The sequence below is a fragment of the Neobacillus muris genome, assembly GCF_943193175.1.
Lineage (GTDB): Bacteria > Bacillota > Bacilli > Bacillales > Cytobacillaceae > Neobacillus > Neobacillus muris.
In genome coordinates this window covers 41,164-54,558 of the sequence record NZ_CALPDF010000020.1, presented here as the reverse complement: position 1 = coordinate 54,558, position 13,395 = coordinate 41,164, and the positions used below count along the sequence as shown (strand labels likewise).

The following is a 13,395-nucleotide window of genomic DNA, read 5'->3' as shown; positions in this document are numbered from 1 at the left end:
TTCTGAAGGTTCAACTATAATAAAGGAGAATACTAGATGGAAAATCATAAATTTTTGATCGATTTCTGCCCGAATGGAAATTTATCAAAATTAATCCTGAAAAATGATCCGCACCAAATGAATTGGGTAGTCGACGAGAAGTATTTAGAAAAAGTACATTATGATGATAGAGATAAATTATTTGGCCATTTTTCCGTGACGATAAACGATAAAGAGTATAAAAGTAATGGAATGCAAGGGAAAGTAACGGCAGCGAAAGAAATGGCAACGGTCACATACGCATTGGATGAGGTGGAGATCCGGTTTGTTTATGACTTGACCCAGTCAGCGGATTCCTTGCGTTGGACGATTCAAGTCGTCAATCATTCCAATCGGGATGCCTATATAGCTGATTTTAGAGTCTGGACATCCTTTGCCTATGTCATGTATCGGATAAACGATTTAACGATGCAGACCAATCACTCAACGGCTGTGTTTCCATCGATTTCACAAGACTTTACGAAATTGGCCTGCGTAAGAAGAAGCAATCAGGCGCCCCACCTCGGGATCTACCAGCTTGAAGGCGAAACAAAATCAGCAGGAACGTATTGTGAATATGAAAATCGATTTTTTGAAAACGTTTCACCTTCATTAGATGGCATTTTATTTCACCAATTGGTGTTAGCAGGCGGGTACGATCAAGATTTTACGAATTCCGATTGGATCTATTCGAAAGATGGTCTTTTGGTAAAAGCGGATGAAATAAAGGTTTGGCAATTTGCACTTGAGGAATTCGTGGATCAAGACGATTTCTATCAGACAGGGATGAAATATGGACATCCCAGCTATCAGTTTGAACCGCTGGCCATCACCAGCCAGCCCTATGATTTCTCGTTTCGCCTGCCAGCCGCTGCATCACTAAAGGATGCTTATGCAGAGTATCGGGATGCCAATGATCGGAGCAAGGTACAAAATATCCTGCCATTTATACAAAAAGATGAAAGCGGTTATAAGGCGGCGTTAACTTTTGAAGAACCGGGTGAACATAAGGTTTCGATTGAGCTTGATAATGGAAAAATCGATAGTGTGATTATCAATGTGATGAAACCGATTCAAAGCCTGTTCGACAATCGGGCGCAATATATCAGCCATGTTCTCTATAGCGGTCCTGAAGGGGAAGTGCCATATGCCTATACCCCGATTTCCAATCAAGGCGAGTCGTTAGGAAAACTCAGCTTTGTTTTGAAGAAGAATTTATTAGGGACTCCTGATCTTTCTGAGGTACAAAAGGCTGAAGAAAGCTGTGTTCACTACATTCGCCCTAAATGGTTTGTGGATGGAGATTTTACAAAGCCCGCCTTCCTTTATGGCGATTTCTACCGGTGCATGGATTTCGAATATATCGGCCACGTTTTCTATTTGTTGTCGCAGTTTGACCAAAGCGTTTTAAAGCTGAATAGCCCTGATACGTATTTAGAGTGGGCGGCAGACGTATTTCGATTACGTGTCAATCCAGATTTGCATCACACGGAACGAGGAAAAGAAGAAGCCCAAATGCTAGGCACGTTCTTCTTGTATATTGATGGCTTGTTAGAGGAACTTAAAAATCGAGGATTAACAGATAAATATCATGAAATCGATGCTTTATGGTCTGGCATCGCCGCGAAGGTCGCGAAGGATAGCGAGTCCTATAAAGCGGCTGTGACGGAGCACTTTTATGATAACGCGGGATTTGGCCCGGCAGCAGGCGCATTAGCAAGCGCCGGCCATAGCGAGGCGGCTAAAAAGTACGGAGAATTATTGATTGCCAATATCGGTTTTTCGAATGATTTCCGAGCGCAAAATCCGGACCGCTGGTGGGAATCCCTTTCCTATATGATCCATTCCTTGTGGGGGGGATTAACGGCAGCTGCCACTCTGAAAGTCTATGAAAAATTGCATGATCCGCGCTATCTAAAGGCAGCCTATCGAGCAACTGCAGGAATTTTATATTGTTATGATCCGGACGCTAAGGCAACGGACAAGAGGCTGAATCCGGGAGAAGCTGCATCGACCTATAGTGTGGCCGGCCCGCATCTTAACCGCCCTGATTTATCAAGAAACCGTTTTGGGCAATCGACTTTTTATCGAGACGGCGGAATTTTTTCAAAGCTGTTCACCAAAGAAGAAGAAACGTCTGACTGGGATATGGGAGAGGAATTGGCTGCTTATCTTGAGGGCTTTGGCAAAAAAACATTCCTATACAAGCAAGACGATCAGCTGAAGGTAATAAATGGCTGTATGGAGCATACGGAACAGGGACTTATCATCCATAGCTACGCTCCATACCCAACAGAATACCATTTTTATGATGAGGATTCCCATTTTATTTCTCCAAATGGTGAATTAGTAAGAGAAATTCTTTTTTCAGAAGGCTGCTTTACGTTGGTTAAAAAAGAACAGGAGGTAGGATGAAAATGGCAATGACGCAAAGAGAACTAAAAACCGTCCATCACAGTGATTCAAAACCTTCGAAATTATCATTAAAGAGAATACTGGCTTTCGCCAGTACCGATACAGCGGGTAACCTGCTCTACTGTACCCTGACGAGTTATATTATGTATTTTTATACGGATGTGCTTGGAATTTCTGTCGCGGCAGCCGGGATGATTTTGCTGGTAGCGCGGTTTGTTGATGCTTTAGATGCTCCGATTTGGGGGATTGTGATCGACCATACGCGCACTAGATGGGGACAAAGCCGGCCTTACTGGCTCTGGCTGTCGGTTCCTTTTGGAGCGGCTGTGTTTCTGGCATTCCTCGTTCCGGATCTATCAACAACGGGGAAAACCATTTATGCCTTAATCACCTATATTGCAGCTGGCATAATTTACACGGGCATTAGTGCATCGATGTCTTCTGCGCTTCCAAATCTGACGTACGATTCGGATGAAAGAGTGCGCTTAAATTCTTGGAGAAGTAATGGGGGCATGATTGGCTATTTAATTACCGCTTCATTTGCGCTTCCGTTAATTGATTTATTTGGACAAGGGAACGATCAAGTAGGATTTAGCGTTACGGTAGGACTTTTTGCCATTGTTGCGATTCTCCTTCTGATTTTCGCCTTTAGCGGAACAAAGGAAATTGGCACCGCCCAGAAAGCAAAATCGATTTCGATTCGTGAGAGCTTCCGCGCGGTGAAAGGAAACTGGCCATGGATTACGCTAGTATTAGTGTTCATCTTCTATTGGTTAGGAAACACGGCGAGATCGTCAACCGTGATTTATTACAGTGAATATAATTTAGGGCATAAGAATTTGGCGTCTATCTTAAATGGTCTGGTCGTTGTCCAAATGGTCTCGATCACCGTGCTGCCATTTCTAGTGAAACGATTGATAAAATCGCATACCCAAATTATTGGCTTGTCATTGGCGGCTTTGGGCCAGCTCATCATTGGGTTCGCGGGAAGCAGCATCACGATGATCATTATTGGCTGGACAATAGCTTCACTCGGTACGGGGATTGCGGTCACATTGCCATTTGCCATGCTTTCCGATACAGTCGACTATGGGGAGTGGAAGAGCGGCATTAGAGCAAGCGGATTTTTGACAGCCGTCGGTATTTCTTTCTGCATTAAGCTGGGCTCTGGATTAGGCAGCTTTATTCCTTCATTAATTTTAGGGGCAGCTGGTTATGCGGCGAATACGACCCAGACACCTGAAGCATTAGCAGCCATTAAGTTTTGTTTCACCTGGCTGCCGGCCATTTTCTTTGCAATTGGAGCCATCATTATGGGCAAATACATTAAGTATGAAAAAAATGAAGGTAAGATTAAGCAGGAATTGGAAGCAAGATTGGATCCGAAGACTAATTAACCAGATAAAAAAGAGCTTCAAGCAATCTGTACGGCTGCTTGAAGCTCTTTTGTTTTTATAAGTATAAAAGTTTTAGACTTTGAGAATGGTCCAGCACCAGGCCATACGGCGCCCTGCGCTTTTCTTATGAGGCCATACTTAAATTTATTCCGCCTTTAGCTCTTTCACCGTTTCGCCCTCAATTAAAACGGGCTGATAATAGGTCTCGTTTGGCAAATCCTTTTTCCCTTGCAGTTTCTTAATGATCCAATCCGCCGCATCCCGTCCCATCTGTTCCTGCGGGTGCGTCAAGGTCGTCAGCTTGATATTGGCATTTTTGGCAATATAGGAATTGTCCTGCCCGATGATCGACAAGTTGTCTGGTACCAAAATCCCTAGTTGTCTGCATACATTTGCCACTTCCAGCCCGACCTCATCGTTATAGCAGACAATGGCTGTCAGCTCGTCCCGTTTTTCATGCAGGAACGTCTTCAGGTTCTTGGATAAGTCTTGCTTTGTTTCTGTATCGAACGACAGCACCAGATCTGGCTGGAACCGCAATTTGGCTTCTCCGATCGCTTTTATATACCCCTTCATGCGGTACTTCCCCTGCAGGTCATCCATTTTGGCAATCAGGCCGATTTGTGTATGCCCTTTCGAAATCAGCTCTTTTGTGGCGAGATAGCTGGACTGCACATCATCGAGACAAAGGAAAGGAACATCCAATTCTTCATAATAAGCATTGATCATGATGAACGGGACATCCTGTTCCTTGAACGATAGGTAGTAGGCGATATTGGGATTGTAAAGATTGCTTTTTGTCGGTTCCACAATCAATCCGTCCACGCCAAAGCTCAGCATCATTTCCAACGCTTTTTTCTCCTGCTCGACATCATTATTGGTGCTGGCCAACAGCAGCGAATAATTATCCTCGTTCAGTCTTCCTTCAATTCCGCGGATAATCGAGGGAAAAATGTAATCGGAAATATAGGTCGTGATGACGCCGATCGTTTTACTATTGGTTTTTCCGCCCGATTTGGATTGGTATTGATTGCTGACAAACGTGCCAGACCCTTTTTCGCTTCGCAAGAATCCGTCGTTTGCCAGTTCGGATATCGCCATTCGAACAGTGTGCCGGCTCACGTTGTACGTTTCCTGCAGGGCGGATTCAGTAGGAATTTGTTCCCCTATACTGTAATCCCCTGATAGAATTTTGCTTTTTATATCGTCAATGATGATTTGATACTTTGGTTTCATTTGATCACTTCTTTCCCAGTTGTTCGCATACGAATTCGCTTTTTCGAACTATTTATATGGACATATTTTATCATGGTTTTCCATAAATAAAAAGCTGAACCGGAATACGGCCAACTAAACATATGTGATATTTGTATGTATATATTAGATTTTTATTTGACAAATGTACGCACAAAAAATATACTAAGACTATAAATAATGTGAAGCGAAATCGAAACCGCTTCCTTTCAATTGCGCATATTGAAACCGCTGTCAGAAAGAGGGGAAACATGTGAAAGCACATCAAATAAATAGGAAACAAGCGATCATCAATGGAGAAACGTCCCTTGGAATCGAATTCGGATCCACCCGTATTAAAGCGGTACTGATTGATCAGCGTTTTGAAACCATTGCATCAGGAAGCTATGAGTGGGAAAACCGCTTAGAAGATGGATTTTGGACATACAGCTTAGTCGATATTATTACGGGTCTGCAAGCGGCCTACAGTGAAATGAAGCAAGAGGTTGAACGAAGCTATGGCATCACCATCCGAACCATTGGGTCGATTGGCATCTCTGCCATGATGCATGGGTATATGGCGTTTGACCGGACAGGAGAACTGCTCGTGCCATTTCGGACCTGGCGCAATGCCACCACCAGTGTGGCAGCAAAGGCATTAACGGAACAATTCCAATTCAATATCCCGGAGCGGTGGAGTATCGCGCACCTTTATCAAGCGATCTTAAACGAAGAGAAGCATTTGCCTCGGATTGATTATATGACCACGTTGGCCGGATACATCCACTGGCTGTTGACTGGACAGAAAGCGATTGGCATTGGGGATGCTTCCGGCATGTTCCCAATCGATGAAGCAGCGCTCGATTACCATGAATCAATGGTCAAGCAGTTTGATGAACAAATAGCCGCCAAAGGGTATCCGTGGAAGCTGAGGGAGATTCTCCCGAAAGTCTATCAAGCAGGCGAGCCAGCAGGTGAATTGACCGAAATAGGTGCCAAAATACTGGACCGCTCACAAAATCTGCAGCCAGGCATTCCGCTTTGTCCGCCAGAAGGCGATGCCGGAACAGGAATGGTGGCAACGAACAGCGTAAGGAAGCGGACCGGAAACATCTCGGTAGGAACGTCCGTTTTTGCGATGATGGTGCTGGAAAAAGAACTTTCCAAGGTCTATCCAGAAATCGATTTGGTTACGACACCAACCGGCAGCCCGGTAGGAATGGTCCATGCTAATAACTGTTCAAGTGATATCAATGCTTGGATGGGATTGTTCCGGGAATTCTCTGAGGCCATGGGATTTAAGGTGGAAACCCATCAATTATTCGAAGTGCTGTTCAATAAAGCGCTGGAGGCGGACCCGGATGGCGGCGGCCTGCTGAGCTACGGGTATTTCTCAGGAGAAAATATCACAGGATTGGAACAAGGGCGGCCGCTATTTGTCCGCACACCTGAGAGCCGCTTCAATTTAGCCAACTTCATGCGGACCCATCTTTTTACAGCGTTTGGCGCTTTGAAAATCGGCATGGATATTTTGACGAAAAATGAACAGGTCGCGATTGATCGCATTTTGGCACACGGCGGATTGTTTAAAACGCCGATTGTCGGCCAAAAAATCGTGGCAGCCGCGATGAATGCTCCCGTATCCTTGATGGCAACGGCCGGTGAAGGCGGCGCCTGGGGAATGGCGATTCTCGCATCCTATTTAATGAACAAGGACCAAAATGAAAGTTTAGAAGACTTCCTTGACCAAAAAGTCTTTATCGAAGCCGATGTGCAAGAGATCTATCCTGATCAATTTGATGTCAAGGGATTTGAAGCCTTTATTGAACGCTACAAAAAGGGCTTAGTGATTGAGCAGGCCGCTGTCGATCACTTTGATTATATGGTTGAAAAAGGAGAGGAATAAACGTGCTAGAACGCCTGAAAGAAGAAGTTTTTCAAGCAAACTTAGAATTGCCAAAGCATGGGCTTGTGAAATTCACCTGGGGAAATGCAAGTGCTGTGGACCGTGAAAGCGGCCTGTTCGTCATCAAGCCGAGCGGAGTGGATTATGAAACGATGAAGCCCAGCGATATGGTCGTCGTGGATTTCGATGGCCATGTGGTGGAAGGTGATTTGAACCCCTCATCGGATACAGCGACACACGCCGTGCTTTACAAGCATTATCCGGAAATCGGCGGCATCGTCCACACCCATTCCACCTGGGCCACCATTTGGGCCCAAGCCGGCCTTGATGTTCCGGCGATGGGAACGACGCATGCCGACACCTTCTATGGTGCCGTGCCGTGTGCCCGCTACCTGACACAAGAGGAGATTGACCGGGGATACGAAGTGGAAACAGGCAAGGTGATCATCGAAACCTTTGAGGAGCGCGGGCTGGACATTTTAGCGATTCCTGGTGTCCTGCTTCACGGCCATGGCCCATTCACTTGGGGAAAAACGGTCAAATCAGCGGTCATCAATAGTGTCGTGCTGGATGAAGTCGCGAAGATGAATTTATTCACCCGGGAATTGAACCATTTTGCCAATGAATTGCCACAGCGCATTTTAGATAAACACTATTTGCGAAAGCATGGAAAAAATGCCTATTATGGCCAAACACAAAGATAAACTAGGAAACCATTAAAATAGGAAAAGAGGAGTTATCATGACAACAGCAGGTAAAAAACAATTTTGGTTTGTCGTAGGTTCACAGCATCTTTATGGAGAAGAAGCATTAGCAGAAGTAAAAGCACACGCACAAGAAATGACAGATGCATTAAATGAAAGCGGCGTGTTGCCATACCCGCTCGTCTTGCAGGATTTGGCTGTCAGTGCTGATAAAATCACCAGCATCATGAAAGAAGTCAACTATCGTGATGAAGTGGCCGGTGTCATCACCTGGATGCATACGTTCTCGCCTGCAAAAATGTGGATCCGCGGCACGAAATTATTGCAAAAACCATTGCTTCACTTAGCGACTCAATATAATGAAAGCATTCCTTGGGCAACCATTGATATGGACTTCATGAACCTGAACCAAGCCGCCCATGGCGACCGTGAGTACGGATTTATCAATGCCCGTTTGAAAAAGCAAAATAAAGTGGTTGTCGGTTACTGGCAGCGCCCGGAAGTGCAGCAGCAAATTGCTGATTGGATGGACGTAGCGGTGGCCTATAATGAAAGCTTCCATATCAAAGTAGCCCGCTTTGGTGACAACATGCGGAACGTTGGCGTAACCGAAGGGGATAAGGTGGAAGCGCAAATCCAATTTGGCTGGACCGTTGACTACTTTGGCATCGGCGACCTTGTGCAATATGTGAATGCGGTGACAGAAGAAGAAATCAATGATCTATTTATGGAATATGCCGACCTGTATGACTTTGATTATGGCACCTACAGCAAGGAAGACTGGGAGAAGAGCGTCAAAGTGCAGGCAAGCTATGAAATCGCGATTAAACGTTTCCTTGATGACGGCGGCTATAATGCCTTCACCACGAACTTTGAAGATTTATATGGCATGAAGCAGCTTCCTGGACTTGCCGTGCAGCGCTTGATGGCACAAGGCTATGGCTTCGCCGGCGAGGGAGATTGGAAAACCGCGGCACTCGACCGCTTGCTCAAAGTCATGAGCCATAACCAATCCACTGGATTTATGGAAGATTACACTTACGAATTAGCGGCTGGACAAGAAGCAGCCCTGCAATCCCATATGCTGGAGGTCGACCCAACGATGGCAAGCAACAAGCCAAAAATCATTGTTTCTCCATTAGGGATCGGCGATCGGGAAGACCCTGCCCGTCTCGTGTTTGACGGCAAAGCAGGAGAGGGCGTTGTCGTATCCATGGCTGACTTTGGCACACATTACAAAATGCTGATCAACGAGGTTTCTGCCTTTGAACCAACAGTTCCAGCGCCAAAACTTCCAGTGGCCCGCGTGCTTTGGAAAATCAAGCCGAACTTCCAGGACGGCGTCAAAGCTTGGATCGAGAATGGCGGCGGCCACCATACCGTGGTTTCCTTGAATTTGACAACAGACCAAATTGTCACCTATGCCAAATTGGTGGACCTGGAATACGTGATTATTAAGTAATTCTCGTTAGGAGCGCTAGGCTTCCTTGGAGAAAAAAATATCCCTTTGCCAATTTTTGAAACAGAGTATTCAGTATATTGATATAATAGAAAAGGAGCAGCCTGTTAAGCAGTTAACAGGGATGCTCCTTTTCGCCTTTAGACTGGTGCAACGAAAGGGGATTACCAAACTGAAAAAACTATTTTTCGTATATATCTTTCTGCTTGGACTATTTGCTTTATATTTATCTTATTATCATTTTCAGGATATCAATGGCACATCCTCCGAACAGGTTCAGGAGGGGATTCGCGGGGATATCGATGAAAAGTATGTCATGGTGACCTTCCAGTCAGGAAGTGATTATTGGAAGCGGGCCTTGAAAGGATTCGAGGATGCAGCCAACGAATTAAATGTTTCGGTGGAATACCGGGGGGCCACCCAGTATGATGTGCACGAGCAAATTACCGTTTTGGAACAGGTAATTGCCCAAAAGCCGGATGGAATCGCCATAACGGCGATTGAAGCGGCGAAAATAGCTCCAACCATCAATAAAGCGATCAAGGCCGGGATCCCGGTGGTGCTCTTTGACTCTGGATCCCCAGCGAGCGATGCGCCCACGTTTATCGGCACGGACAGTTATAATGCCGGCGTAATCGGCGCCCAGGAGATGGCGGCGCTGATGGTCAATCAAGGAAAAGTAGGGATTGTCACCCTTCCGAATCAGCTGAACCACCAGCAGCGATTAAGAGGCTTTAAAGACACCATTGAGAAGGATTATCCTGGAATTGACATCGTGGAAGTGAAGGATGGAAAAGGAAACGAACTGGTTTCCAAGCAAGCGGCTGTAGAGCTTTTAGAAAAATATCCAGATTTAAAGGGGATTTTTGTAACGGAAGCAAATGGGGGAATCGGTGTCGGCCACGCGGCCATTTCCATGAACCGGGAAAAGGACGTGAAAATTGTCAGCTTTGACGCAGATAAACCAACTCTGGATATGATCAAGGACGGAACGATTTCTGCCACACTCGCACAAGGCACTTGGAAAATGGGCTATTGGTCGCTGCTGTCTTTATTTCACTTAAAGCATCAGCTGACAGAGGATTCGAAAATGGGAATCAACACACCGCCGCTGCCGCCCAATATCGACACAGGCGTTTCCGTTGTCACCAAGGAGAATGCAGGGGATTTCTATGGCAAGTAAACATCCCTTTCTATCAAGAGGCGTCAAACGGCTGCAGTTCAATAATTTTCCGATTCGCTATAAATTAATTGCCCTTTTGCTGCTGATCAGCATTGTGCCGTCAATTGGGCTCAGCCTGCTAACGGGAATGACCGTAGAGCGGATTGTCGAAAAACAGGTGACTGACAACACCCTGCAGCTAATTGGCCAAGTCAATAAAACATTGGACAACTATGCGGCAAATATGCAAAATATCAGCTACCTGATCTCCTCCAATCCGGACATGAAGGATTTTATTTATGAAACGGCTCCATCGGCAGGTGAAAATAATGATTATGACGTCAAGGAGTTTTTGCGCAGCCTTACCACCTTATATCCAGAGGTGGCAGGCATTCTGGTGGTAAATAGCAGCGGCGAATACATGAGCAATGAGCTGTATGCCGGCGCCAGCCAAAATTTGACCAAAGAGGCATGGTATCAGGAGGCCGTTGCCAATCAGGGGATCTTTAAGATTCTCGGACATCCTTCTGACCGCCAAATTAAAAGTTATGTTCAGTATAATAACGATGAAGTGGTATCCGTGGTCCGTGCGATCATTGACCCGGACACGCAAAAGGTAAAAGGCGTTGTCCTTATGGATTTAAAATTATTGGTCATCGCCGAAGCGACAAAGGATGCACGCTTAGGAAAAACTGGTTATTTAATGGTCATCGATGAAAAGGGCGAGAATATCTATTCACCAGCCAAAAAGCTCATTGAGCATTTTCCTTTGCAATGGGTCAGCAAGGGGGAATCGGGCACCTTTATTAAGCAGGTAAATGGAAGCAAAACGCAATTCATTTACCGAAAATCACCGTTTACGAATTGGATCACGGTAGGCGTATTCCCTACAGATGAAGCGGTTTTCGAAATAAGGGAAATCAATTTTTATGTGATTTGCTTTGTCTTCTTTGTTTGTTTATTCGGCGTGACGGCCTCCTATTATTTGTCTAATTCCATGTCCCGGCCGATTGGCCAGCTGATGTCGTTTATGCAAAAAGCGGAGTCAGGGGATTTGACGGTCCGTTATTCGGAGGACCGCAGGGATGAGCTGGGGATGCTCGGCCGGAGCTTCAATCATATGCTGGCCCAAATCAATAAGCTGATATCCTTAACAGAAAAACAAGAGCGGCAAAAAAGAGAAGCAGAGCTAAGGAGTCTCCAGGAACACATCAAGCCGCATTTTCTTTATAATACGCTTGATACGATCAACTGGATGGCCCGCAAGCATGGGGCAGAGGATGTGGCGGACCTTGTCGGATCCTTATCCAGGCTGTTTCGGATCGGCCTCAACCAGGGGCGCGACAACATCCCTTTAAGCGAAGAAATCGAACATATCCATAGCTACCTGAAGATTCAGAAGGCAAGATACAAAGATAAATTAAATTATACCCTTGACGTAGATGAACACCTCCATCAAGCCAGCATGCCGAAGCTCGTTCTCCAGCCGATCGTAGAAAACGCGATTTACCATGGGATAAAGGAGCGAAGAGGGCCGGGCCATATTCTCATTGAAGCGAAGGAATGGATGGGGAATTTAAGAATTCGCGTCATCGATGACGGAAAAGGAATGCCTAAGGAAAAATTAGCGGAGCTCCAGCGGAATTTAGCAGCACCAGAAAGTGGAACGAATCTGGGATATGGCATGAGAAATACCCAGACAAGAATCAAATATACATGCGGGGAACCCTATGGCTTATCGATTGAGAGTGAAGAAGGTAAAGGAACAACAGTGGCCATTTTGCTTCCGCTGATAGGAGAGGTGAAATAATTTGAATGCCAGCATGAGGGTGTTGATTGCAGATGATGAACCGCTGATCCGGGAAGGAATTCGGGAGTCAGTGGATTGGCAGGTACTAAATATGGAGGTGGCGGCAGAGGCAGAAGACGGGGAGGAAGCGCTGGAGCTCGCGGTAAAGCACGCGATCGATCTATTGCTGGTCGACTTGAACATGCCGATTATGAATGGCCTGACACTCATTAAACAAATCAGGTCGCACCTTCCGAAATGCAAGATTGTCATCATCACGGGACATGACGAATTTACTTACGCCCAGGAGGCTGTGAGATTACATGTATCCGATTATATTTTGAAACCTGTGAACCCTGCGCAGCTGACAAGCGTGCTTGAAAAGGTCCGCCATGAGTGGGAGGATGTCTCGCAGCAGGAAGAATTTGTCAAGGTGGCCACTACTCAAATTGCCAAAAATATCGATATTCTGCGTGAGCAATTGTTTTTTGATTTAATCGCCAGAAAATGGAGTGAGGAGGAGGCGGTGCAGCAGTTTCAATTGCTGGGGTTCCCGCTGAGGTGTCCAGAGCAGATTGGAATCATTCAATGTGTGGAATATAGTGCCAATAAAGATTTTTTGCCGGAACAGGACAGGGAGGCCTTGTCGAATTCGCTCAAAAGCCTAATTTTGCATGTTCTGGAGCGGTATGAAAAGCTTCTGTTGCAAGATGACTCGGGACTCATCTTACTCCTGCTTTGGGACTCCCTTCCGGAAGAGCGGATCTTAAGCATGGAAAAAAGGGCAAAAGCGGATGTAAATCTGACTCTCCATTCGTGTTTTGAACCGATTGGTGAGGGGGTAGCCTCGATTCCTGAGGCCTATAGTAAGTGCAAGCTTGCGATTCAACAGGAATCGGCTATTTCCCCGGTGGTCCGGCGGGCCAGAGCGTACATGGTTGAACATTTTTCAGACCCGGATCTGACATTGGAAAAGGCGGCGGAATCTCTTCAGGTATCATCGGTGTATTTGAGCAGGACCTTTAAGAAGGAGTTAGGGATCTCTTTTGTCAGCTATATCACGAAGCTGCGGATCAAGAAGGCCAGTTTGCTGTTGGTTTCTACGGACTTGTCGATTTTGGAGATTGCGGAACAGGTCGGATATGATACACAGCATTATTTTAGTACGGCTTTTAAAAAGGAAGTCGGGGTTTCCCCGAATCAGTATCGGAAAAACTTGAAATAACAAGCAGCAGGCAAGAGGCGAGTCGTAATGGCTTGTCTTTTTTTTATTTGAAAAGAAGTGGTCTAGTTCTCGAAGCAAGGGGACAAT

At 45.8% G+C, this 13,395-nt stretch carries 9 protein-coding genes; 8 read left to right on the top strand and 1 reads right to left on the bottom strand.

Annotated features, from left to right (window positions below):
* The first annotated feature begins 36 nt into the window (after positions 1-36).
* Both NFS43_RS13960 and NFS43_RS13955 read left to right on the top strand, forming a co-directional pair.
* Entirely contained in the window at positions 37-2,433 is a 2,397-nt protein-coding gene (locus tag NFS43_RS13960; RefSeq protein ID WP_251552290.1) for a hypothetical protein, read from the top strand.
* A gap of 2 nt (positions 2,434-2,435) precedes the next feature.
* Positions 2,436-3,830, top strand: coding sequence for a glycoside-pentoside-hexuronide (GPH):cation symporter (locus tag NFS43_RS13955; RefSeq protein WP_251552289.1), 1,395 nt, complete (start codon positions 2,436-2,438; stop codon positions 3,828-3,830).
* 144 nt (positions 3,831-3,974) lie between these two features.
* Here NFS43_RS13955 and NFS43_RS13950 read toward each other — a convergent pair whose 3' ends face one another.
* Positions 3,975-5,066, bottom strand: coding sequence for a GntR family transcriptional regulator (locus NFS43_RS13950; RefSeq protein WP_251552287.1), 1,092 nt, complete (start codon positions 5,064-5,066; stop codon positions 3,975-3,977).
* 271 nt (positions 5,067-5,337) lie between these two features.
* Between NFS43_RS13950 and NFS43_RS13945 the strand changes: the two genes are divergently transcribed.
* From NFS43_RS13945 to NFS43_RS13920, 6 genes are all read left to right on the top strand, one after another.
* Positions 5,338-6,969 carry a xylulokinase gene (locus NFS43_RS13945; RefSeq protein ID WP_251552285.1) on the top strand — a complete coding sequence of 544 codons (1,632 nt, stop codon included), beginning with the start codon at positions 5,338-5,340 and terminating at the stop codon, positions 6,967-6,969.
* A gap of 2 nt (positions 6,970-6,971) precedes the next feature.
* Entirely contained in the window at positions 6,972-7,673 is a 702-nt protein-coding gene (locus NFS43_RS13940; RefSeq protein ID WP_251552284.1) for an L-ribulose-5-phosphate 4-epimerase, read from the top strand.
* Positions 7,674-7,710: 37 nt separating this feature from the next.
* Positions 7,711-9,135, top strand: coding sequence for an L-arabinose isomerase (gene araA, locus NFS43_RS13935; RefSeq protein WP_251552283.1), 1,425 nt, complete (start codon positions 7,711-7,713; stop codon positions 9,133-9,135).
* Between the two features lie 169 nt (positions 9,136-9,304).
* Positions 9,305-10,315: a substrate-binding domain-containing protein gene (locus NFS43_RS13930; protein ID WP_251552317.1), complete on the top strand. Its 1,011-nt coding sequence runs from the start codon at positions 9,305-9,307 to the stop codon at positions 10,313-10,315.
* On the top strand, positions 10,305-12,104 hold the full coding sequence (locus NFS43_RS13925; RefSeq protein WP_251552282.1) for a cache domain-containing sensor histidine kinase: 1,800 nt from the start codon (positions 10,305-10,307) through the stop codon (positions 12,102-12,104). Before NFS43_RS13930 ends, NFS43_RS13925 begins: the two co-directional genes overlap by 11 nt.
* A 1-nt stretch (position 12,105) precedes the next feature.
* A complete protein-coding gene (locus NFS43_RS13920; RefSeq protein WP_251552281.1) occupies positions 12,106-13,308 on the top strand; it encodes a response regulator in 1,203 nt (400 codons plus the stop codon).
* Positions 13,309-13,395: the final 87 nt, after the last annotated feature.